This window comes from Candidatus Chloroploca asiatica (assembly GCF_002532075.1).
Lineage (GTDB): Bacteria > Chloroflexota > Chloroflexia > Chloroflexales > Chloroflexaceae > Chloroploca > Chloroploca asiatica.
Window position 1 is genome coordinate 1 of sequence record NZ_LYXE01000140.1, and the last position, 24,143, is coordinate 24,143.

Below are 24,143 nucleotides of genomic sequence, written 5' to 3' on the forward strand. Positions count from 1 at the left end.
TGCGGGTGCCCCGCCCCGGTACGGGTACCCCTTGCGGGTGCCCCGTTGTATCCGATTTCGTATGATGCAATCGCCCTGCTGAAAGCCATGCACCACCCTCGACCATCATTGACGCGAAGCTTATAATAGAAGGTGAGTTGCATGTTTCCAATATCCCCCTATCCTGTGTCCAACAGAGATCGGATTCGTACATGGCTACTCACATCTCCCCCGCAGAGCTTCACGCTGCATTGGAACAGGCGCTCGCACGGATTGCTGAACTTGAAGCGCTGATCGCAACCGAACGTCAGTCAAGCACCACCCTGCGCCCTGAAGGTGCGTCGCAACATAAACCTTTGCCCACAGCTGCCCCAGCTACGACCGAACACGAGCAGGCCGCAGTGCTGATGACTGCCCAGCGCGACCTGGCGCGCTTGATCGCCCAGGATGCCCCAGAAGCAGAGGTCTGGACGACGTGCCTGCAGGCTGCCATTCTTGTCTCGGGCTTGGATTGCGGTGGGCTCTACCTGTTCAATGCCGACAATCGAGCCTTTGAACTTGTCGCGCATCAAGGCCTGAGCCCGGCTTTTGTGCAGGCAGTAGCTCATTTTGCCGAAGATACCCCCAATGCCCAGCTTATGCTGCGTGGGACAGGAGTCTGTTTCACCGCCGCCGAGATGGCTTCCCAGAATGATCAGCGTGCCGAGGGGTTGCGGGCCATGGCTGCCATTCCGCTGGAACACCGCGGGCAGGTGCTGGGTTGTTTGAATGTTGCCTCGCATCTCCATTGTGCTATTCCCGAACAAGCATATCAGGCGCTGGCGATCATCGCCGTCGAGATTGGCAGTCTCCTCATTCAGCAACAGAGCGAGGCGGCCTTGAAGCAGAGCCATGCCCAATTGAGCGCCGCCCTGGTTGCGGCGCGTATGGGTACCTTGCGGTATCATCTTCCAACCCAGCGTATCTTCTGGTCGCCCGAAGCCGCGCAGATTATTGGGACAAATCAGGTTGAAGAAACCTTAAGCAGATTCATCGAGTATTTTCACCCCGAGGATCGGGAACTGGCCCTCAATGTGTTGCAAGAGGCCTTAGCGCAGAAGAGTGTCCCGAGCCGCGAATATCGTATCTTCACGGCTTCAGGCGAGTTGCGCTGGATTACGAATTACGGCAAGCTGGAATATGATCAAGCTGGCAACCCGCTCGCGCTTTCAGGACTGATCCAGGATATTACCGAACGGAAGCAGGCCGAACAAAAACTGCAGCGCAATGAGCAACTGCTGCGCCTGTTCGTCGCCCACACCCCGGCAGCGATCGCGATGTTCGACCGCGATATGCGTTACATTATCGCCAGCCAGCGTTATCTGATCGATTACCGCCTCGGCGAACTAGATGTGACAGGGCGCTCGCATTACGATGTTTTTCCAGAAATGACCGACGAACACCGGGCGATTCATCAGCGTTGCCTCGCAGGTGACGTCGAAATTCAGGCGAATGATCGCTTGCTACGTGCTGATGGAACGATCGACTGGGTGCGCTATGAGATTCGTCCCTGGTATGAATTGAACGATGAGATTGGCGGTCTCATCTTCCTCTCTGAAGTGATTACCGAGCGCAAAACTGCGGAAGCGGCCCTGCGTGCGAGCGAAGAACGCTACCGGCACCTTGCCGAAGAACTGGAACAACGCGTTCAGCAGCGCACCGCAGAGGTGCAAGACTTGTACGATCATGCGCCGGTCGGCTACCATTCGCTGGATGCCGAAGGGCGCATTGTTATGATAAACCAAACCGAACTGGATTGGCTGGGCTATAGCCGTGAGGAACTGCTGGGCCGCTCGATGACCGACCTCTTTACACCAGAAACGCTGGAAGTGTTCACGCATGAGTTCCCCGTTTTCAAACAGCGCGGCTGGATGCAAAACGCAGAGGTAACCCTCATCCGCAAAGATGGCTCCACTTTTCCCACGCTGATCAATGCCACCGCGATCAAAGACGCTACCGGACAATTCCTGATGAGCCGCTCGGTTGTCTTTGACAATACCGAGCGCAAGAAGGCTGAAGTGGCTCTGCGCCTCAGCCGTGACCAGTTGAGCGTGGCGAACGCCGCGTTGCACAAAGCCTCGCAAGCCAAGAATGAGTTTCTGGCCACTATGAGCCACGAACTACGCACGCCCCTGAATGGCATCCTCGGCATGGCTGAAATTTTGCTGGAAGAGATCCGTGGCCCGCTAAACGAACGCCAGCGTCGTGCTGTCGCGAACATCGAGTCGAGCGGCGGGCATCTGCTCAGTTTGATCAATGATATCCTCGACCTTTCGAAGGTCGAAGCCGGCAAGCTGGAGTTGCACCTCGAGTCGATTCTCGTTGGGGAGATCTGCGAGACTAGCCTGATCTTCATGAAGGAACCGGCATTAAAGAAAGACCTTAACCTCGCATACGAGTTCGACCCGCAGGTTGTGACGATGACGGCCGACGGGCGGCGGTTGAAACAGATCTTGATCAACCTGCTCAGCAATGCGGTCAAGTTTACGCCCTCTGGGGGCAAGGTTACGCTGCAAGTCAGGGGCGATGCGGAACGTCAGACGATTGATTTTGCCGTAATTGATACAGGCATCGGCATTGCCGCCGCCGATATGAAGCGTCTGTTTAAGCCCTTTACCCAGGTTGATAGCAGCCTGGCACGGGCGCATGAAGGCTCAGGTCTGGGGTTAGCGCTGGTCATGGATCTGGTCGAACTGCATGGCGGCAGTATCAAGGTCGTGAGTGAAGTCGGCCAGGGCAGTACCTTTACCGTGCGCCTGCCCTGGGACGACGACCTCACAGGAGGCGGAGGAAAAACAGAGCCACACCAATCGGAAGCAGCACCCTCCAGGCAGGCATCAGCCCAACCGCCACCATGCTCAGGAACGATCCTGTTGGTGGAAGACAAAGCCATAAGCATCGTCGCTATGAGCGATTATTTGAGCAACCTTGGCTATAGCATCATCACAGCGACCAATGGACAGGAAGCGATCGAACGCGCCCAGGCGCATACGCCCGACCTTATTCTGATGGACATTCACATGCCGGTGATGGATGGCTTGCAGTCCATCCGCCGCCTGCGGGCGGATCCACGCTTCGCCACCGTGCCGATCATTGCGCTCACAGCCCTAGCAATGACCGGCGACCGCGAGCGTTGTCTCGCCGCTGGCGCCACTGACTATCTCAGCAAGCCCGTCAAAATGAGGCAACTTGCCGCCCTGATTGCCCGCCTGTTGACCCCCACGGGTTGACGTCTTTCTAGCTTGCATAGAATAGAATGGTATCACCCCCGCACCAACGTCACCATTCGCCCGCTCAGCGTGGTGGCGCTGGTCGCGCTGGTGCGTTCGGCAATGGGTGGCTGCCCTGGGCGCTGGTCGAAGATCACCAGCCAGCCAGTGTCCAGGCCCAGCCCGGCCAGGTAGCCATCGAGTTGGGCCAACCCTTCGGTCTGAGGGTCGGGGTTGACTTCCCGCCAGACCTTCACCTCAATCGGCAGGATGACGTGACCAAACTCCAGGCGCAAATCGAGCCGTCCGCGCCCCACCGCAGCCTCGCGCTCGACACGCCCGCCGCCATTGGCGACCCGATCGAGGAAGGCCATCAATACGAGGTGGGGCGCGATCTCGTGGTAACTGGTCGTGCCCAACAGGGGCTGCCCGTGCTGCCGCCAGAAGGAGAGAAAGGCCTCCAGCAACCGGGTTGGCTCAAGCTGCCCATCTGGCCCGATCCATGTCGGTGCCACCGGCGGAAAGAACGAGCGCGTCGTGAAGGTCAGCGTGCGCGGAATGACCGCCGCATAGATCGGGTTGGCCAGCACCAGACCCTGATGTGCATCTAGCGGTTGCAGTTCCATCGGCAAGCGCAGCAGCGCATCCTCGCGCCACGAACGCAAGATCGACACCTCGGCCTGTTCTGGCGTCGCCGAAAAGGGTGCCCCCACCTCGACCGAGAGCATGATCGCCGTCCAGTCTCCGCTCGCCGTCAGCGCCTGGGCCAACGCCAGCATCGCGGTGGTCTTACCGGTCTGGCGCGGGGCGTGCAGCACGAAGTACGACTGCTGGACAATCAGGCGCTCAAGCTCAGGCAGCCGCGCCAGCGGCGGCAGCATGTAGTGAATATTGGGGCGGCAAGGGCCAGCCACATTAAACCAGCGCATAGATGTCCTTGGGCTCATGCAGGCGAGTAGTGTACATTGTACCATTTCCCAGTAAACCACCACTTCGAGCAGGGCTGCTGCAAAAGTCTTCCTGATTGTCCGCAGATGACACAGATTTAGAGCGTCCGCATCTGCGCCATCTGCGTCATCTGCGGACACTATCGAACCCTACTGGGACGTTGCACCCGCCCTACGTACACGCCTAGGGCGAGCAGTTTCTCATCTTTCAGCCCCATCAGGATATACAGTGGGGGCAACAGAATGACACAGAAGTAGCGGCAACGCTTGCCAACGTCTATCTCTTCTTGCCAGTGATCACGCCGAGCTACTTCACCGATTCCCGTTGCCGTCAAGAACTCACGCTCTTTCTCGAGCGCGAGTGCCAGTTAGGCCGCAACGACCTGATCCTGCCCCTCCTCTATCTCCCGACGCCCAGACGCCAACCCCCTCATACTGACCCACTTGCCGCAGCCATTGCCACCCGTACCGCCGAAGATTGGACCGCATTGCGTCACGCCGCCATGAACTCCCCTGACGTCCACAACGCCATTGAGCGCCTCGCCACCCACATTCTCGCCGCCCTCAACCGAGTGCAATCCGCAACTTCAGAGCGCTTTACTGGTACGCCACCCGCTTCGGGCGAGACACTGTCAGAAAGCACGGTAGTCGAATCTGGACGCTTGAATGCGCCGATGCTCCCGGTGGTTGAAGCGCAACGGCTGCTCACCTGTGCCGATGCCGTGGCGCTGGTCAGTATCGGCCAGTTTGAGCGTGGGCAACTCAAGCCGAAACGGAGTACGGGCACAGCCTGGCTGATTACGCCTGACCTGGCATTGACCTGCTGGCATGTCGTGCATGGACGAGGTATGTTTGAAGACAAAGCACGTACGAAGGATGTTGACACTCAGGTAGAGCATTGTCTGTTGACGTTCAACTTCACCGAAGTTGGGGCAGGCACCGACTACATCCTCGAACGCATCGAATGTGCCGAACGTAACAGCAGTGGCCTCGATTATGCCCTGGTGCGCCTGCGTGATCGCCCTGATCACCCCCTGGCGCAACGTCAGCCACTGATCATTGAACCCGAAGCCCCGCTGACGGCGATCAGTGAACTTTACATCATGCAGCACCCACGCGGCCAGCCAAGCCAGGGCGCCGATGGACACTTTGTGCGACGGCTTGCTAACGACCAGCGTCTGCACTACACCAACCCCACGACCGAAGGCACGAGTGGCTCAGCGGTCTTGGTACGCCCCCGTTGGCGCGTCGTTGCCATGCACCACGGTGCCACGCCCGACACCACATATGGTGAAGGCATCGCCTTACGTTCAATTATGCAGAACATCCAGCATCAACGACGAGACTTGTATGAGGAAATTATGGAAGTCCAACGTACCCCTTACCGTTCGCTTATTTTTTGGGCGCTAAATGAAATTGCATCCCCACTGGGAACCGAAAAGCGGCTCCGATTTGCAGACCATTCCCCACTTGAGGCTACACGATTTCGGGAAGTGTAAAACGTTTCCGCTGAATCAGCCGCTAAGTGGGGCACAGCGCACTCCAAATGGTCCGTTTTGACCCGCTGGTGGGGAAATTTCACGAACCGGTTCTCAAAATAAGCGAACGGTGAGATGATGCTACGGTTTTTAGAAATTTCTTGACAGCCAATTGACAGCCTAACCAAAACATAGCGCTGGATGTGGGCAGACGGCTGTGAGCAGCGGATCGCATCAGAAAGCCAGACACTGACAGCTACGCACAGCTATGGATAGGCTCGCAGCAGTTTCCTAAACTGCGTGTCAGCCGTTCAATCAGAAGTGACCTCATTAAAGCGGTAGGGGCAACTGTAAACATTTCTTGTTGCTTGTAGCTCGTGCGGTGAATTCCATACGCCCCTGCTCATGGAGCCAACATGGAGCCAAATGAGCAAATGACGATGGATAATAGAACATTGGTAGTGATTGGGGGTGTCTCTCACGTGCGCTTCTGTCCTTGCTCTGCTAGCATACGAGCAGACACAAGGAGGATCGTATGTTCCGCACACTTCAGGGCGTGTTTCGCAATGGCAAGATAGAACTCGTTGAACACGGGGATGAGATTGCAAACGAGACACCTGTATTCGTGACCATCTTGCCCGTTGGGCTTGATCTCGCCGCCTACGATCTTGATCAAGCACAGGCAGCCGACCTGCGCGCCCGTCTTGCCGTGTTTGCTGCGGATTGGGATCAGCCTGAGATGGACGTTTACAATGACTACGACACGGCCAAGCAGCAGATATAAACGTGGCGATGTGGTTCTGGTGCTTTTTCCCAACGCCGATCTGCGCACCACCAAAACACGTCCCGTTGTGATTGTCCAAGCGACGAATTTGGGTACAGGCTTGGCTCAATATAGGGTAGACACTGCGCTTCGTCACACGTTCGGGCTATGACTTCGTCGGCCCGGGTTCCATCGCGCAGCCTGGGGCCATGCGACCGTCTTGCTCTGGTTCAGCTTCGCGGCAAGGCTGTTGACCACCACGCTCCCGTTTCATCCGGGTCAGGGGTGGAGGCTATGGCCTGATAGCTCGCCACCGGCTGCGTATCCACGGTCTTCTTCCTGGAACTCATTGCCCGTTCATCGCAACCGCGGTGATACGCTGCTCAGCGCATCACCGTGGTGGCGTCCCTGCGTGCGCGGGAGGCGTTGATGGGGTGTATCGCCTCGCACGTCTGCTCACGCAATTCGTTGGGGAGAAATCCGATGGCCTCCCCGTGCGCTTGCTGGCGTGCGCTAGCTTCTCAGGTGACCATGGCAAGGAGATCCGTATGTCCCAAGTTGAGCAACCCGCGCCGGTGCGTTTGGTCTACCTCCACACCCTTTTTGCCTACGATGCGTGGGCCTCGGGCCGCGTCTTCGCGACCGCTGCGCATCTTGCCCCGGCAGCCCTTGACGCGACCCCACTCCAGGGGCTTGGCAGCCTCCGTCAGGTTCTGGTTCACATGGTGAGCGCGACCTGGGTCTGGCGGAGTCGCCTGAGCGGAGCGAACTGCCGTGATCGTGCACAAGCTCGACCGCTTCTTTCGGCGTGCCCATTTGTTGCTACAGACGATCGAAGAGTTCGAGCGTCACGGCGTGACCTTTGTGTCCGTCAACGAGCAGATCGACTTTTCGACGCCAATAGGACGCGTGATGCTGGCCAATCTCGCGGCCTTCGCCGAGTATTACAGCCGGAACCTGGGTGAAGAGACGCGCAAAGGCCATCGCGAAAAAGCCCGGCAAGGGAAAGCCGTCGGCCCGGTGCCGGTTGGTTATCGCAAAGACGATCAGGGTGTGCTCGTCCCCTCCGATGACGCCGAAGTTGTGCGCGAGATCTTTCGCCTCTACGCAACGGGCCAGTATTCCTATGGCGATATCGCTGATGCGATGAATCAGCGAGGCCATCGCCTGCCCAGCGTCAAGTACACGACTCCCGAAGAGAGCAGGCGTGAGGCTCGTCTCCCGGAGAGCGCGATACAAGGCGAGAAAGTGGATGACCCACAAGATGAGGACGGCCAGATACAGGCTGTTCTCTACTATGCGCGCCGTTCTAACGGCGGGAAACCTCATAACCTCCACTAACTTCGCGCTCCTGCGTGGCAGGTTCCCGTATGGTGCGGGGCCAGCATTCGATGATGCTCAACGCTCCCGCGCCTCACGATGATAGCACCCGACGGCACGCATGGCATACCACCGCGGTGGTATTTGAGGGGGTATGTATGCACAACATTTAGCGCCGCACCAGCGGCAGGTAGACGCGCTCGTTGCTGACGGGTGTGGCTGCCTCCAGCAATGCACTAGCTTCGGCGCTGGCGGTGTCGCCCCGCACCACTGCTCGTACCCGTACGGTGATGGGTGTCTGCGTGAGGGGCGCGGGGTTGCTACGCAGACGCAAGGTTGAGGGGGGACTGGTTGCGCTGGTAGCGATCAAGGGCGGGAAGATCTGGTGCTCTGGGCCTGAGCGCGAGGATGGGCTAACGCTCAGCAGAACGGCAACGGCACGTCCAGCGGGGACAAAGACAACCGCAGGATCGAGCGTGGTTTGCCACGAGGCCGCGTTGCTCTCGGCCTGGAGGTCGTAGATTGCATCCAGATTGCCGGTGTTGGTGATCACCGCGAGCAGGCGCACCTCGCCACTGCTAGGTAGGGGCATGGCTTCAGGACTGAGGCTGAGCGCCACGCCGTTGAAGCCAAGGACGTTGGCACGGGCGGTGGCTGCGGCGCTGACCGTCGGGTCGCCCTGTGAGCGCGCCGTCACAGCGAAGGACAGCCCGCCCGGCGGCAGGAAGGGCAAGGGTTCAACCTGCACCTGCACCTGGGTCGTGGCCCCCGCGTCCAGCGTTACCTGGGCCGGTTCGAGGCGTGCGTTGGCGGCCAAGACGCCCCCCAAGGTGAGCGCAAAGCTATCGGCTGTGGAGCCAAGATTGGTCACTTGCGCCGTCCAGGTTTGGGCCTGATCAGGCGCGAGCGTGGCGGACGCCGGGCTGATCGCTACCCCCACGCCCCGTTCGCTCACCACGACCGTTGCCTCGGCAAGACTTACGGCGGCGCTACTCAGGGCCGAGGTGGTGCGAACGCGAATTGGGTAGCGCCCTGGCAGCGTGCCAGGCGGTGGCGTCACCGCCAGTTGCAGCGTTGCGCGATTGAAGAGCACGGGCAGTAGGCGCAGGCTGGTCACGGGTTCAGCATCGGCGCTGAGCACGGCCTGCCAACCCGTCGGGGCTTCGAGCGTGAAGCGGTAGCTGTCGGCCATGCTGCCTAGATTGGTCACGGTCAGCGTCAAGGCGGCGATTGCACCAGGGCCAGTGTGGGCCTCGGCAGGACTGAGTGCGCTGGTGACAGCAGGGCCGCCGATCACGTTCAGGGCCGCAGTGCCTGCCGCCAGGCTGCCATCGCTCGCTTGCGCCTCGACGCTAAAGGGTGCCAGGCCAGCCAAGCCCGTCGCGGTCACAGTCAGCGTGAAGGCGCGTTCGGCTCCGGCAGGTACGCTCAGCGTCGCAGGCAGCGCGACACCGTTGCCCTCCAGCCCATTGGTACGCAGAGCGTAGTCCTGGGCTGACGCAGTGGGATTGTCCAGCGTGACGGTGTAGGTGACGACCTGCCCAAAGCGCGCTTCGCGCAGGCTGGGCTCAAGCTGCAAGCGCGACCCACTGACCGTGAGCGTCGTCGGGGCCTGATCTTGGACACCAGCGTCGGTCGTCGCCGTGACCACAAAGGGATAGACTTCAAGCGCCGTATCCGCCGGCACGTTCAGGCGCAAAGTCAGGGTTACGGTGCTGTTGCTCTCCAGTTCGACGCTGGCCGGAAGATCGGCCCATCCAGGGGGTAGCCCAAGCACCGCCAGGCTGTAATTCGTGGTCGGGCCAGCGTTGTGCAGCGTAACTTCGTAGCTGGCAAGGCCCCCCGGCGCAACCTCGTCGGCGAGCGGGCGCACCGTAATGAGGCGCGCCGCCGTGACGTAGAGTGGATCAAAGCGCAGGGTGTTGCGCCCGCTGGGCAAGGCGTAGCTGACTTCGGTGCCCAGACTGACCGCCCGCACCTCGCCGGGGCGCAGATCGGGTAGGCTTGTGGCGAAACTCGTGGTGCGCGTCGGTTGGCTGAAGCCTTCCTGGCGGTAGCGCCATGCCAGGTCTGGGGCCGGGGTGAGCGGCGGATTTGAGAAACTTGGCTCCAACGGGATCACGCCACTGACGGGTAAGGTGTGGGTCAGATCAATAGTGTAGACCGGGACAGGGTTCTGTAGCGGCGACTGGGTGCGGTAGGTGTTGTGAACGCGCCAACTCTCAGGCTCACTGAAGGGCACGGTCAGATCGTCGTTGATATTGGTGATGTGATAGTTGTACTGATTCCAAAGCGGGCGGGCCGAACCCCAGTCGCTAAAGCCGACCACGTAGAAACCCTCATTGTCACCCGCAATGATCTCGGCCTGACCATCACCGTCCACATCGGCGATGATCGGATAATCGTTGACCGTCCCCGAATTGATCAGCGGCTCGTTGAAGAGCAGCGTGCCATCACTACCCTGGAAAATCGCCAACCCGGTGCCAGCCCCATTCCAGACCACCTCATAGCGACCATCGCCGTCCAGATCCATCACGGTAACCCCTGAGGAGGAGGTTGTGCGATCAAACACGGGCTGAGTCCAGAGCAAGCTGCCATCAGCGTTGAGCACGATGATGTCCTGTTCGTCGGCGGGCCATGGGCGCTTCATCACGGTGACGATCTCGACTTCGCCGTCGCCATCCACATCGGCAAGCGAAACCGAACCAGGATTGAGGCGCTGACCGGCGTCGTAGCTCCAGACCAGGCTGCCATCGGCTTTGAGCAGTTCGATCTTGGTGTCCCAAACCATTACAATTTCGGGATCGGGGTCGCCACCGGGCTGGTTGCCGTCAAGATTGCCAACTGCTGGCGATCCCCAGGTGCCTTCGCCCCATAGTCCATACGTAATCGTAGTCGTGCGCCGCCACAACTCGCTGAGCGTGCCGTTGGCGTAGCTGAGCGCTATCAGGATGTTGCGCTGACCGACGAGGATCTCGGGTCGCCCGTCGCCGGTCAGATCGGCGAGCAGCGGCGGCGTGGCCGTGAATTGGAATTCACTGATCGGCAGATCGTAACGGGCTGCGACCGTGCCGTCAGCCTTGAAGACGAGCAGACGCTGGCTTTCCACCCCAGGGTTCGGCCTGACATCCAGATGCCCGACCGCGACAATCTCGGCCTCGGGATCAGCATCAAGGTTCGCCACGGCGGCCCCACCCCACCCCAGCGACTCAAACACATAATCTCGAAACTTTACCGTATGGGGGCGGATTTCGCTGTTTGACCATAACGGCGTGCCATCGTGGGCAAAAGCAAACACGCCCCGGTCACTGCCGACGATCACTTCGACCAGGCCGTCGCCATCCAGGTCAACCAGCGCCGGCGTATCGCCTAGCCCGACCTCGCGTTGCCAGATGATCGGAGTCCCGTCGCCCGCATCCTGACCGTCGCCCCGGTAGATGTAGAGGTTCCCGTTGCCTGAACTGAGCGCTAATTCGACGCTCCCATCACCAGTTAGATCGCCAGCACTGATAGTTGTGATAACATACCCGTCGTTGCTCGCGGGCACGTCGCTGGACCACTCGACCATCGGTATGCCCACGAAGGGCGTCGCCGAACTGTCGAAGCCAACCAGGCCGCCACGACGCAAATTGGTGATCTGAATGACGTGCGGCCCTGCGCCCAGCCCCGTCAGGCGCAGCGGTAGCGGCGAACGACTAAAAGCGTAGCTCAGATCGAGTGGCCCGCGACTCACCCCATCAACCCAGACCTCGACCTGAGCCGGGCCATTGGCGTCGGCGGGGTTGGTTGCGCCAATCAGGGTGACTTCGTCGCCCGTGGTCAGGAACCAGGCGCTGCTGCCGTCTTCGATGAAACTGCCACCGGGCACCCGTGCGCTGGCAACCATGTCCCAGTCCCTGCTGCGGAAGACCCGCTCAGACTCGTGGGTAAATAGGCCGGTGGGCGCGTCGGTGCCATCCCACGCATCCAGGTAATCCAGACCGATCCAATTGTCGCCTGACAGTGGGTTGCTTGTTCCCAGCACGCGCACTTCAAGCGTATGCGGGCCGGGGCCTAGGTCGCGGTAGATGCGGCTGATCAGGCCGGGTGATTCACTGTAGGTGTCAATGCTTTCGCGGCTGACTCCATCAATCAGGACTTCGGCCTGACCATAGAATGGCCCGGTCGCCAGCCCCAAATGCAGCCACTCACTGGTCAGGGTGGCACTGATCACGTCACCCGCCGTGCGCGAGGTGGCCATGTAGCCGCCGCTGGCCTGGGGAAGCCAATCGACACCCCAACTGCGTGCCGTCGTCGCCAGCGGTTGGCCGTTGTAGCGCAACGCCGGGTCGTCTTCTTCGTAGCGGATAACACCCGTCGGCACCGGTGGCGTGTAGAAGGGTGCGCTGCCGGGAACCGTGATCGCATCCAGGGTTGCATCGTCGCGGTATTGCTCGATCTGGAGCACATGCGGCCCGTCACCCAAACCTTCGAAGGCGAAGACCTTGGGCGCGACGGTGTCGGCGCGCAGATCAACCAACCCCAGGCTCTGACCGTCCACGCGCACATGGGTTCGCCCGTAGTTCGGGCCAACCATCAATTGCACACCGACACTGTCGCCGGTGAAGGGGAACCACGCGCTGGCCAGATCCGTGTAGCCATTGAGATAACTGCCGCCGCTCGGTTCGCCGTCGGAGCGCGTGAACCACGAGCCGCTCAGGCCCACCCGTGGATCGGTTTCCTCGAATGTGCCTTCGGGCATGGACGTCCCGTCCCACGCATCCAGGTAATCCAGGTTGACCCAATTGTCACCTGACAGTGGGTTACGGCTGCCCAGCACCCGCACTTCGATCGTATGCGGGCCGGGGCCGAGGTTCGCATAGGCCACGCTGCGCAGCCCATTCACCCGGCTGTAGAGATCGATTTCGCCCTGGCTGACCCCGTCAATCAGCACCTCGGCGCGCCCGTAATATGGCCCGGTCGCCAGCCCCAAATGGAGCCATGCACTGGTCAGGGTGGCACTGATCACGTCACCCGCCGTGCGCGAGGTGGTCATGCTGCCGCCGCTGACATGGGAAAGCCACTCGACACCCCAACTGCGCGCCGTCGTCGCCAGCGGTTGGCCGTTGTAGCGCAACGCCGGGTCGTCTTCTTCGTAGCGGATAACACCCGTCGGCACCGGTGGCGTGTAGAAGGGTGCGCTGCCGGGAACCGTGATCGCATCCAGGGTTGCATCGTCGCGGTATTGCTCGATCTGGAGCACATGCGGCCCGTCACCCAAACCTTCGAAGGCGAAGACCTTGGGCGCGACGGTGTCGGCGCGCAGATCAACCAACCCCAGGCTCTGACCGTCCACGCGCACATGGGTTCGCCCGTAGTTCGGGCCAACCATCAATTGCACACCGACACTGTCGCCGGTGAAGGGGAACCACGCGCTGGCCAGATCCGTGTAGCCATTGAGATAACTGCCGCCGCTCGGTTCGCCGTCGGAGCGCGTGAACCACGAGCCGCTCAGGCCCACCCGTGGATCGGTTTCCTCGAATGTGCCTTCGGGCATGGACGTCCCGTCCCACGCATCCAGGTAATCCAGGTTGACCCAATTGTCACCTGACAGTGGGTTACGGCTGCCCAGCACCCGCACTTCGATCGTATGCGGGCCGGGGCCGAGGTTCGCATAGGCCACGCTGCGCAGCCCATTCACCCGGCTGTAGAGATCGATTTCGCCCTGGCTGACCCCGTCAATCAGCACCTCGGCACGCCCGTAGGATGGCCCGGTCGCCAGCCCCAAATGCAGCCATGCACTGGTCAGGGTGGCACTGATCACATCACCCGCCGTGCGCGACTGGGTGCTGTTACCGCCGCTGGCATGGGAAAGCCCCGTGGAGTCCCATGTGCCACTGGCGCTAAACGTGGCATCGTTTTCTTCATAACGGGTGATGCCAGGGCCAATGAAGGCCGGACGAATCACGTTCAGCCGATCCTCGTCCTGAGGATCAGGCTCGCCTTGCGGACGCGAATCCTCATCGGCAGCGGGGTCGGTTTGCGGGCGCGCCTCGTCCTGAGGATCAGGCTCGCCTTGCGGACGCGAATCCTCATCGGCAGCGGGGTCGGTTTGCGGGCGCGCATCACCCTCAGCAGCGGGTTCCGTTTGCGGGCGCAAATCCTCATCGGCATTGGGGTCGGCTTGCGGGCGCGAAACCCCAGCGGGCGTGTCACGCCCATCAACGACCGGCGCAGCCGCAGGCCCTGCTACCGGCACAAAGCCGGTTACGGCGGCTTGATCCAGCACCGCACCTTGGCGAATCTGGGTGGTAATGCTGGTCGTGACCACCGCGCTGCCAGGGGCGACAAGCAGCGGGGCGAGGTCAACGCTGGCGGCTAACCCTTCACCAACCGTCAGGAAGCCAAAGCCATCGCCGCCAGGGATGGCAGCGCCAGCCGGATCGCGCAGCACGACCGTCGCGGTATAGACGCCGTTGGCGAGCGCGGAGCTATCGAGCGTGCCCAGCGTGTAGCTCGTCGGATCACCACCCACAATCGTCAACGGCACACTGAGGGTGCGGACTGTGCTGCCATCAGGGGCAAGCAGGCGCAGGTCAGCCGTCGCCGGACGCGGCATGCCGACCAGATTGGCGACTTCGAGCCGCACGGTACTCGAACTGACCCCGGTTTCAACAAAGTCTGGGCTAAGCTCGACCCGCAGCACGCGCACAAAGGCGGTGACGACCTGCACCCCGAGTTTGGCACTCGTCGCAAAGCCGAGTTGGTCGCCGCTGGCATCAACCGCCGTGAGGTCGGCCTGCACACTCAGGAAGCCGGTTTCCGCTGAACTGAAACTCAGCGGGAGGCGCGCCTCTTCATCGGGGGCCAAGCGAAGGGTTTGGGGCGCAGGGAGGCCGGGCGCACCACTGAACCGGACTTCGTAGGTGGTGGGTTCGCGGCCCTGACTGCGCAGCACCAATTCGGCGCTTACGGCTTGAGCAGGCAACGCCGCCAGGGTTCCAGGCGCAAAGCGCACGCTCGCCCCGTGGCGCTGGGCCAGGGCCAAATCTGTGCCCAAAGTGTCCATTTCGCGGCACAATCCGGCAAGGGCGGCTTGCAGACTGGCTGCGTCATTTGCCTCTAGCACCAGCGCGGCGCGGGCACGCAGTTCGCCCGCCGCCGAACCGCCCCCAGGCAGACCCGCCACCAGATCGGCGAGCAAGCGCAACTGGCTTGCCGTCGCTTCACGGTGCGCCTCGGATGGCGTACTCGCCAAAGCGCTGACGGCTGCACCCAATTCGCGCAGGGCAATTGCCGGGGCACCGGTGACCGCGTTCGCCGCCGTGTACACGCAGATCGCCTCCGGCGCAACCAGGCTCACCTCGATGGGCAGGGTCTGGGTGTACGGGCCACTGCGCGCCGCAAGGCTCAGCGTCACGCGCTGATTCGTGGGCGCATTTGGCGGGGCCATAATCTGGATGGGCAAACGCGCCACCTCGCCCGCGCCGACATTCGTCACGGGGGGCAGTCCAGCAAGTTGCCAGCCTGCTCCGGGAAGCGTCGCCGTGAGCGGAAAGCCGCCCGCTGCATTACCCACATTCTGCACAGTCAGGTCAAATTGGGCCGCCTGACCAGGTGCGGTGACCAACGTTGTGGGCTGCGCCTCGATGTAGCTGTAAGCCAGACCGGGCATGCGAAACGAGCCGACGGCGCTGGCACTGCGCGCGGGGTTGTCGGTGGCGGTGGCACGCACGGTAAAGGGATAGGCCGTGCCAGCGGGGGGCAGGATTTCCAGGGTTGGCGAGATCGCAAAGCCCACTTGACCAATTGCGCCCGCTGGAAGGCGGAGGCGAGTTTGCCCAGCGCTATCGGCCCCGCTCAGCACCAGCCACCCCGCAGGCAACCCATCCACGCTCAGCGTGAACTCGCGGGCGGTCGCCGCCTCATTGGTCAGGGTCGCCACAAATGCCGCATCACTCAACTGGATGCGTCCATCGTTGATGCCCGTGGCGGGTGCGTCAGGATTCACCGGCCCCCAGGGCACCGTCGTCTGGGGATCGAGCGCAACCCGCAGCGTGACGCCATCGCGGGCCGCCACGGTCACGCGCTGGGTCGCGGCGACGGGCAAACCGGGGGCGCGTTGGGCTTCGGCGAAGACCAGCAGCCCATAATCGCCAGCGGGCGTACCGAGCGGCGGGGTCAGGCTGATCCGCCCGTTGGCGGCAACCTCAGCGGCCCATCCCGGCGGCGGGGCCACGGTCAGCGTAAAGGAACTGGTGAAACTGGCACGCAGTTCGCTATTCAGCGCTGTCGCCTCGCCAGGGGTCAGCGGCCCTGCCGGAGCGGTCAGGCCCAGGGTAAAGAGGTCGGTGGCGGTGCCTTCCAGCCCCACGCTATCGGTTGACGCATCGGCTTCGCGCACCGTCAACTCACCGGTAAAACTGACCAGCGCAAGGCCGCCGTTTGGCGCGAGCGGCTGTCCAGCCACCTGGAGCGTCCCGGTGAAGGGCGGCAGCCGCAGGCTCGTGTTCTGCACCGAGAGGTTCGCCGTACTGGCGAAGTTGCTCAGCGCATAGGCCGCGCCGTCCCCACCCACACCCAGGCCAGCCAGCGCCGGCGCGTAGAACGCAGTGCGCTCCGGCGGCCCGTTCAGGGCCAGCCCCGCTGTGGTCAGCGTCCCGTTGACGGAACCCGCGCTGAGCGCAGGCGACCCAGGGCTGACGGTCGCGCTGACGAAGGGCGGGGCGGATGCGGGCCGGGGTGCGACATCGCCAAGCGCTCGCGGCAGAGGCGGATCGATTTGCGAATCGATGATGCGCTGAGCCACCGTAGCTCCATTTTTGAAGCCACCCTGCATGATCAGGGCCTCGTTGGTATCGCCCCCTTTGCCCGCAAAGCCGGTGCCATTCAGGTAGGCATCAATGCGATCATCGTCATTGCCCGAATTCTTCGCTGAATCGCTGATTCCCTTAATGATCTCGTCAACCATGGCCATGGCGCGACCGCTAGCGCGTTGCCAAGCGCCCTTCAAATCGTCATCAGCAATTGGCATTTCGCTCAGGATCGCGCCGACAAAGCTAAGGGCATAGGCAAAATAGCCGTGCCAGAAGCCGATAAACGCAAACATCCATTTGGTGTCCATACCCACAGCAAGAAAGGCATAATCGACCAGGGCGACATGCATGCCATCTTCGCTCACATCGCGGGTCTGCCCATTGTTCTGATCGATCTCGAGCCAACCAAACCGGGCTTGCCCCTCCAGCATCACTGGGCGCGTCGGCATGATCGCCACCAGCGCTGGATTGCGGGTCAGCGCCTCGGTGATCCGGGCCTTGGCTTCAGCGCTGATCGGCAGATTCGCCAACATATCGAGTTGATCGGTATTCAGGGCCACCAACGGGATGCCGTCGGCCTCGGCTTGGCGCAGCATGTTGGCAACACTAACCACCGGACGCCCGCTCAGCCGCTCAAGCACGCCGCTTTCTAACTCGCCATCAAGCAACCCGCGCGCCAGGTTAAAGGCGATCAGCCCTTCCCAGCTTTGTCCAGGGTAGACGATGGTGCGGCGCTCGTTGCTGCGCAGATCGAGCCGCAGTTCGGCCACGTCATCGCGGGTCTCCCACGAGGCAATCAGCACCCGTGGCGTCGTCAGCACCGGACGCACGCGCAACTGCTCGCCCAGGCGCGCCGTCGCAAAATCAGACTCGGCGGCAAACTGGAGCAGCAGTAACTCCTGGCTCAGCCGCACGCCCGCTTGCACATTGCGCTGCGCCGCACGCAGTTCGGGCATGCGCTCAGTCAATTGCTGTTCGCTGGCCCCTTGCAGCCCTGACACAAGGGCGTAGCCGGCCTGACTGTCGCGCACAATCGCATCACTGCCGACCGCCGCCCGGCTCAGCGCTTCGGGCGGAACCGTCGAAGGCGCAATCAGCAGCGAGTAAACCTGATCTTCACTGATGATCGGGGTTTGCCCGAGATCCGGGAGTTCGACCGAGCCACCCCGACGGGCCACAAAGCCAGCCCGGTCGGCCAACGCCCGTTCGTGGCGCTCGGTTGTGCCGTCAGGCCCACGGGTCACAATCTCTAGCCAGACCCCAACCGTGATCCGCGTCGCCAAGGGGAAGTTGGTCACGGAATCTTGGTAGTTCTGCCCAACAAACGCCTCGTCCCCGATGATGAAACTCGGGGTGTAGTCCGTAATCAGACCGGAAAAGAGCGCCCCGCCCTGGGCGCGCTGGTTGGTCAGATGTTCCAGATTGACCGGTTCGCCCACAAGGCTAAAACTATTCAGGGTGACACTCAACGGGTAGCTCGACTCGAGGCCACCTTGCACCGCGCTGCTCAACACGCTGTAATGTTCAACCCGCAGCCGCAGATCAACGGTGTGGCGCTGGGCGGCGGGCGGCTCGGCGACGCGGTCGCTCCCATCAGTGGCGACGGTGCTCACAAAGGTTTGACCCGGTTCAAGGCCAAAAGCCGGATCAACGTCACGCCAGCCCTGACTGGGGAGGAAAGCCTCGACCCACCAATGGTCGCGGGTCTCGCTCAGCAGCAACGGATCATTGTTGGGGTCACTCACCGGCGTACCGGGTGGGATCGTGCCAATCGTGCCCAGCGCGGGCGGGAACATCGTCGCCAACAGATCACGGGCGCGTTCATCGGACAAGCTGCCGTGACGGTAGCGCGCCGGGACGCCACTGGCCCGCAACAGGGCGATCAACAGGCTGGTGCGGTCGAGACTATTGCCGGCTGCGCTCCAAAGCGTGCCGCGTGCGCCGCGTAACGAACCCACGTATGGCTCAAAGCCGAGCCCATTGACAAAGGCTACAATCCGGGTGGAATCGTGCCCGAGTGCCGCAGCCTGGGCCACGATAAAGGGATCGAGGTGATCCGCGTCAGGGGTGCGCTGGAGCCAGGGGGCCAGATCGTCTGCCACCAACCCCACCGGCGCCGAGGAAGCCTGCACCGGACGACCATGCAGCATCGCCCAGGCCTGGGCCTCGTCAGTCAGCGGGCCAGCGCTGCCCGCGGCACGCACGGTCAGGGTCACACTCAGGGTCGCCTGCGGCGGCAGATCTGCCAGCGCCCAGGCCAGTGCGGAGCCGTTGCGCTCGGGCGCAGGCACGGCACGCACGAACTGAACGCCCGTCGGCAGCGCCGTGGTCAGCAGCACGCTGTGCGCCGTGTTGGGATCAGCAGCCCGGTTGAAGCCCGCCACCAGGCGGATGCTCTCGGTGTAGGTCGCCCCAGGGGTGACCGGCGGGGCGACCAGTGGCGGCAGAGTATTGGTCACGCTAAAACTCAGCGTAACTAGGCCATCCTCCGCTTCGTCCAAGGTCACGGCTGATTGGGAACGCGCAATGCTCAACGGCGCACTGAGCGCCGCTGGCTCGTTGGTCGCCTGGGCCGAAAGCGCCGCTTGCACGCGGTCATAGGCACCTATAGAACGCGCAAACTCGGCTTTGGCCCGCGCCGGAACAGGGGCGATTGCGGTAATCAGGAGGACGAGACAGAGTCCCAGGCGCACCAGGGCATGGCGGCGACGCGACGAGGCAACGAGCAGCATTGGTTTTTCCTCAAGGTATAAGAGCGACTTACTCTGCTTTCTAACATCTTCTTAACACAGTCTTTACCGTTAAGCGCATACCTGCATAATGTAGCAAGCAATTGCCTCCCCAATTAAACCAGTTTATTGTTATACTTAGGTAACACAAAAGTGACACAATTCGGATGACTAGCAACATATGGTTCGTTCCTCTGTTTTTGGTGAATGGGTGCGCCGCCGCCGCACTTCCCTCGGTCTGACTCAGGCGGCGCTTGCCGATCAGATTGCCTGTTCGCTCTCGCTGGTGCGCAAAATTGAACGCGGCGAGCGTACGTTGCCACCGGCGATGTTGCCGCAAGTGCTCGATCTGCTCCAGGCTACCCCGGCTGAGCAGGCGGCTTTTTTGCCCGCGAGCACGGTGCCACTCCCCGCGAGCCGCACCGTTGTCATCAACGCACCACGCTCGCGCCCACCAGGGGCGGTACCTGCGCCGCCTAATCCCTTGCTTGGGCGTGAGGTTCTGCTCGCCACCATCCAACGCCATCTGTTGCGCGACGGCACACGGTTGCTCACCCTGCTTGGCCCGCCCGGTGTTGGGAAAACCCGCCTCGCGCAGCATGCCGCACTCAACGTACGCCCGCTCTTTGACGACCATGTCGTCTATCTGGCGCTTGCCTCACTAAGCGAGCCGACCCAATTGCTCCCCGCGCTTGCCCGTGCCCTGGCGCTTACGGAACAGCCCGGAACTTCCCTGCTCAATCAACTCGCCGATCGCCTGTATCATCAGTCAACCCTGCTCATCCTCGATAACTTCGAGCACCTGCTTGCGTCAGCTCACGATGTGGCTGAATTGCTCGCACTCTGCCCTCTGCTCCAGGTTATTGCGACGAGTCGTGCGCCGTTGCGCCTGCGTGCCGAACGCCTCTTTGCGGTCGAGCCGCTCGGTTTGCCCGCAACAGATCAGGCCGAGGCGATTGTCCAGGCCCCGTCCGTGCAACTCTTTGCCGAGCGCGCTGGCGCAGTGTGTCCGAGCTTCAAACTTGCCGATGCAGCTTCCGAAGTGGCCACGATCTGCCGCCGTCTCGACGGCCTCCCCCTTGCGATTGAGCTCGCTGCCGCACGTTGTTATCGTTTTACACCCGCTGAACTCCTGGCCCAGCTTTCGCCCTTGCTGCCTGCCCTCACTGAAGGCCCACACGATCTGCCCGAACGCCAGCGCACGCTCCATCGCGCGATCATGTGGAGCTACCAGTTGCTCGATCCCGCGACCCGCCAGATCTTTGATCGCCTAGGTGTTTTCGAGGGCGGCTGGACACGGCACGCAGCGCAGACCATCAATGGTTCTATGCCCATCGCGCTGGCCCTTACCCAACTGGTGGAACAACAATTGGTGAAGGTCAAAGATGATCGCTACGAATTCCTGGAAACGTTGCGTGCCTTTGCGTTCGAGCAACTGAGCGCCAGCGGTGAACTGGCAACGCAACAGGCCCGGCATGCCGCATTCTTCGTCAAGCTGGCTGAGCAGGCCGAGGTCGCTCTTGATGGCCCAGAACAGCAGACCTGGCTTGTGCATCTTGACGCCGAGTTACCCAACCTGCGGGCCGCCTACACCTGGTCGCTTGCCCACGACGGTGGCCTGGCTGGGTTGCGCATCAGTACCGCTCTCTTCACCTACTGGCGCACACGCGGTCTCTTCAGTGAAGGGCGCCGCTGGCTCGAACCGTTGGTGGCGCATCCGCCGCCCGGCGATCTTGATCTCCAGGCACGCGCCAACTATGCCACGAGCTTTCTCATCTCACAACAGTCAGACACCAGTTGCTATGCCTATCTCGACCAGGCAATCGCCCTCTTTCGCGCCTGCGACAATCCAACTGGCCTCGCCCGCAGCCTCAACCTCGCGGGCATCCTTGCACGCATTCCTGGCAAATATGCGCAATCGGTCGAACTGCATCAACAGAGTCTCGCCCTGGCGCACTCAACCGGTGATGCCTTTTTGTTGTCCACGATCCTCAACAACCTGGGCATGACCTACGTCGCTCAGGGCAATTACCTCAATGCGATCAACTGCTTTCACGACGCAATGACCTATGCGCGTGCCTGTGGTAATCACGTGCGGATCGCCGGTATACTTGTTAATCTCAGCAATGCGCTGCGTCTACAGTGCGCTTACACGCAAGCTGAGGCCACTTTTCAACAGGCTCTCGTGCTTGCCGAACAGATCGGCATACCCGAGATCATCGCTGAGTCGCAGGATGGGTTGGGCCTGATCGCCCTTGCGAGCGGCGATTACCCTCAGGCTATGCAGTTACTCACCCAGAGCCTCAATACCTATGAAGCCCAGGGTCTGGTCTTTGCCGTCGTCCGCGTACGGCGCAACCTGGGATATCTGGCGCTCCAGCAGAGTGACGCAACGACAGCCGAGCACTGGTTCCGTGCCAGTATACACAGCTCCCCTCTGTCAGGGTTGGCCGACATCACCATCCATGCCATCGCTGGTCTGGCGCTGCTCGCCGCACAGCGGGGCAATGTGCCTAAAGCCGCACGACTGCTCGGGGCCGCTGAGCACCTGCAGCGTTCCTATGAACTAGGCACCGAGCCGAACGATTTGCATGTACGTGTGCAGGTGCGCACCTTGATCGCAGTGCATCCAACCTGGCAGGCTGACTATGCAGCAGGCAGCATGCTATCATTGGCGCAAGTGCTCGCCGAGTATACATATTAGTGGCTGGTGGGCAGGCTGAGACTCGCCGTCGAACGGTTGCACATCGCCACGAGTACCAATCGTCAAGATACAGCGGTGTACCAAACCAGCTTATCACCATCGCCAGCGTTCTGTGTGGTTGAGCTACTGCGAGGGCTCTTCGTCTTCGTCCCATTCGCCTGCGCTATACTGAGTATCATCACAAGATGGGAGGAACCCTGGATGCGTTCAGCGACGATCACGCGCAGTGAGGCGAGGAAGATCTACGACCAGCTTGGTACCCGCCTGGATCGGGCGGCCCGCTTCGAAGGGCGGGCCAAGGCGCTCGCACTCACGCTGCTGGCGGTGAAACCCGGCCAGCGCGTGCTCCATGTTGGCGTTGGCACCGGCGTCGAGCACGCTGCCCTCCAACAGGCGACCGGAGCGCACGGGCTTGTCGTGGGCTGCGACCTTGCACGAAGCATGATCGAGCTGACGCGGCAACGTGCGCCTACCCCGCTCTGCCAGAGTGATGCGATCCAGCTGCCTTTGCGCTCGCACCAATTTGACCGGCTCTTCTCCGCCTACATGCTCGACCTCATCCCACTCGCCGAGATTCCGCTCGTGCTCGCTGAGTTCCGGCGCGTCTTGCGTCCGGGCGGACGGCTCGTGCTCGTCTCGCTCACCGAGGGCACCAACCTCGCGAGTCGGATCTTCGTTGCCGCATGGAAGCTCGTCTACCAGCTTGATCCGCGTCGCCTCGGGGGCTGTCGCCCACTCCACCTCACGGCGCTGCTCAGCGCCGCTGGCTTTGCGGTCGAGCACCATGTGGTTGTGCAGCGTGGTTTCCCGAGCGAAGTGCTGGTTGGGACGGCGCCCGAGCTAGGTTGACCTTCCTCACCACGTGTAGCAACGGGCCGTCCGGTCCGAATCCGACGATTACGGACGGTCGTCGGCGGGATTATGCGGCGGCGACTGACGCAACTCGCGCAGCACGCTGATGCGAGAGACCGTCGAGACGCAGGAGGGCACCAGAATCGTCAGAGCCATAGCCACTCGTGCATCTGCTTGCTCCCCTACGGTCTTCTTCGACGACCCCTGTGGCAGTGCCCCACTCGACGGCTCGGGGTAGGTTGCGCGTCGCCAGCGCCTCGCCGGGTCGAGGGGGAATGGCGCGGGGTAGACTGGGGCTCACCCCGCATCCTGCCACTGTCCCGTCGACCAGCACTGTGCGCCCGACCGGCGGCTCCAGGGCCACGACCAGCAGTCATAGCTATTCCTCCTTTGTTCTGCTGGGCTCACGCGTCTGCCACTCGCCCTGCTGCTGAATGAGCTTGGCCACCAGCCCCGTCCAGCCGGTCTGGTGGCTGGCACCCACCCCACGCCCCGTGTCGCCGTGAAAGTATTCGTAGAAGAGCAGTGCATCACGCCAGTGCGGGTCGTGCTGGAAGACCGCGTGGTCGCCGAAGACGGGCCGTCGCCCGTCCGCGCCTCGTCGGAAGATTCCGATCAGGCGCTGCGCGAGATCATCGGCGATCTGGCGGAGCGTATGCAACTGCCCCGACCCGGTCGGGTGCTCGACCAGGAAGTCGTCACCGTAGTAGTGGTGGAACTGCTGGAGCGCCTCGATCAGCAGGTAGTTCACCGGGAACCAGATTGGCCCGCGCCAGTTCGAGTTGCCACCGAACAGCCCGCTGTCCGACTCGCCCGGCAGGTAGCGCACTTCCAGCGTGTCGCCGTTGACATGAAACCGGTAGGGCTGCGCCAGGTGAGCGCGTGAGAGCGCACGTACGCCGTACGCGCTTAGGAACTCGGCCTCGTCGAGCATGCGCCGCAGCACGCGCTTCATGCGCTGGCCTCGGCAGAGCGCTAACATGCGCCGCTTGCCTAGCCCCGGTTCTTGCCAGCGCGAGACCAGCGCCGCCAGATCGGGCCGGTGCGCCAGGAACCATTCCATGCGCACGCGGAACTCGGGCAACTGGACGAGCAGCGCCGGCTCGATCGTTGTTACTGCGAAGAGCGGGATCAGCCCAACCATCGAGCAGATCTTCAGCGGTGTGGTGCGACCGTCGGGCGTGTGCAGTACAAAGAGGCCCAGGCATCGCCGTCGGGGCTGTAGTCCTCGCGCACCGTGCCCCAGGCCCGTTCGGCCAGATACGGCCCCCAGTGCTTCCAGGCATCGCCGTCGGTGGTGAGGCGCTCGTGTTCAATCGTCATCGGGA

The 24,143-nt window shown here is 62.1% G+C and carries 10 protein-coding genes and 1 pseudogene; 7 read left to right on the forward strand and 4 right to left on the reverse strand.

Features of this window, described 5'->3' with window-relative positions; genetic code table 11:
* The first annotated feature begins 191 nt into the window (after window positions 1-191).
* A complete protein-coding gene (locus A9Q02_RS17825) occupies window positions 192-3,248 on the forward strand; it encodes a PAS domain S-box protein (RefSeq protein ID WP_097654438.1) in 3,057 nt (1,018 codons plus the stop codon).
* Between the two features lie 32 nt (window positions 3,249-3,280).
* Here the strand turns inward: A9Q02_RS17825 and A9Q02_RS17830 are convergent, their stop codons facing one another.
* Window positions 3,281-4,156 (reverse strand): hypothetical protein, encoded by an 876-nt coding sequence (locus A9Q02_RS17830; protein WP_097654439.1) that lies wholly within the window; start codon window positions 4,154-4,156, stop codon window positions 3,281-3,283.
* A 311-nt stretch (window positions 4,157-4,467) separates the two neighbouring features.
* Between A9Q02_RS17830 and A9Q02_RS17835 the strand changes: the two genes are divergently transcribed.
* From A9Q02_RS17835 to A9Q02_RS17855, 4 genes and pseudogenes are all read left to right on the forward strand, one after another.
* A complete protein-coding gene (locus tag A9Q02_RS17835) occupies window positions 4,468-5,673 on the forward strand; it encodes a trypsin-like serine peptidase (RefSeq protein WP_245860659.1) in 1,206 nt (401 codons plus the stop codon).
* Window positions 5,674-6,187: 514 nt separating this feature from the next.
* Complete coding sequence (locus A9Q02_RS17840) at window positions 6,188-6,436, forward strand: hypothetical protein (RefSeq protein WP_097654441.1); 249 nt, start codon at window positions 6,188-6,190, stop codon at window positions 6,434-6,436.
* 527 nt (window positions 6,437-6,963) lie between these two features.
* Window positions 6,964-7,170 (forward strand): annotated as a pseudogene (locus A9Q02_RS25360) (DinB family protein); the annotation flags it as partial.
* Between the two features lie 19 nt (window positions 7,171-7,189).
* Window positions 7,190-7,756, forward strand: coding sequence for a recombinase family protein (locus tag A9Q02_RS17855; RefSeq protein WP_245860657.1), 567 nt, complete (start codon window positions 7,190-7,192; stop codon window positions 7,754-7,756).
* 148 nt (window positions 7,757-7,904) lie between these two features.
* Here the strand turns inward: A9Q02_RS17855 and A9Q02_RS17860 are convergent, their stop codons facing one another.
* A complete protein-coding gene (locus A9Q02_RS17860; RefSeq protein WP_097654444.1) occupies window positions 7,905-19,262 on the reverse strand; it encodes an FG-GAP-like repeat-containing protein in 11,358 nt (3,785 codons plus the stop codon).
* A 178-nt stretch (window positions 19,263-19,440) separates the two neighbouring features.
* Between A9Q02_RS17860 and A9Q02_RS17865 the strand changes: the two genes are divergently transcribed.
* Both A9Q02_RS17865 and A9Q02_RS17870 read left to right on the forward strand, forming a co-directional pair.
* Window positions 19,441-21,963: an ATP-binding protein gene (locus A9Q02_RS17865; RefSeq protein ID WP_097654445.1), complete on the forward strand. Its 2,523-nt coding sequence runs from the start codon at window positions 19,441-19,443 to the stop codon at window positions 21,961-21,963.
* Window positions 21,964-22,164: 201 nt separating this feature from the next.
* Window positions 22,165-22,812: a class I SAM-dependent methyltransferase gene (locus A9Q02_RS17870; protein WP_097654446.1), complete on the forward strand. Its 648-nt coding sequence runs from the start codon at window positions 22,165-22,167 to the stop codon at window positions 22,810-22,812.
* A 382-nt stretch (window positions 22,813-23,194) separates the two neighbouring features.
* Here A9Q02_RS17870 and A9Q02_RS17875 read toward each other — a convergent pair whose 3' ends face one another.
* Window positions 23,195-23,959, reverse strand: coding sequence for an MGH1-like glycoside hydrolase domain-containing protein (locus A9Q02_RS17875; protein ID WP_097654447.1), 765 nt, complete (start codon window positions 23,957-23,959; stop codon window positions 23,195-23,197).
* 11 nt (window positions 23,960-23,970) lie between these two features.
* Entirely contained in the window at window positions 23,971-24,138 is a 168-nt protein-coding gene (locus A9Q02_RS24395; RefSeq protein ID WP_172451106.1) for a hypothetical protein, read from the reverse strand.
* Window positions 24,139-24,143 lie beyond the last annotated feature (5 nt).

Coding starts and splice junctions, on each gene's coding strand:
- A9Q02_RS24395 (WP_172451106.1), bottom strand. CDS start 24,138: ATGACGATTGAACACGAGCGCCTCACCACCGACGGCGATGCCTGGAAG.
- A9Q02_RS17830 (WP_097654439.1), bottom strand. CDS start 4,156: ATGCGCTGGTTTAATGTGGCTGGCCCTTGCCGCCCCAATATTCACTAC.
- A9Q02_RS17840 (WP_097654441.1), top strand. CDS start 6,188: ATGTTCCGCACACTTCAGGGCGTGTTTCGCAATGGCAAGATAGAACTC.
- A9Q02_RS17860 (WP_097654444.1), bottom strand. CDS start 19,262: ATGCTGCTCGTTGCCTCGTCGCGTCGCCGCCATGCCCTGGTGCGCCTG.
- A9Q02_RS17870 (WP_097654446.1), top strand. CDS start 22,165: ATGCGTTCAGCGACGATCACGCGCAGTGAGGCGAGGAAGATCTACGAC.
- A9Q02_RS17875 (WP_097654447.1), bottom strand. CDS start 23,959: ATGGTTGGGCTGATCCCGCTCTTCGCAGTAACAACGATCGAGCCGGCG.
- A9Q02_RS17825 (WP_097654438.1), top strand. CDS start 192: ATGGCTACTCACATCTCCCCCGCAGAGCTTCACGCTGCATTGGAACAG.
- A9Q02_RS17865 (WP_097654445.1), top strand. CDS start 19,441: ATGGTTCGTTCCTCTGTTTTTGGTGAATGGGTGCGCCGCCGCCGCACT.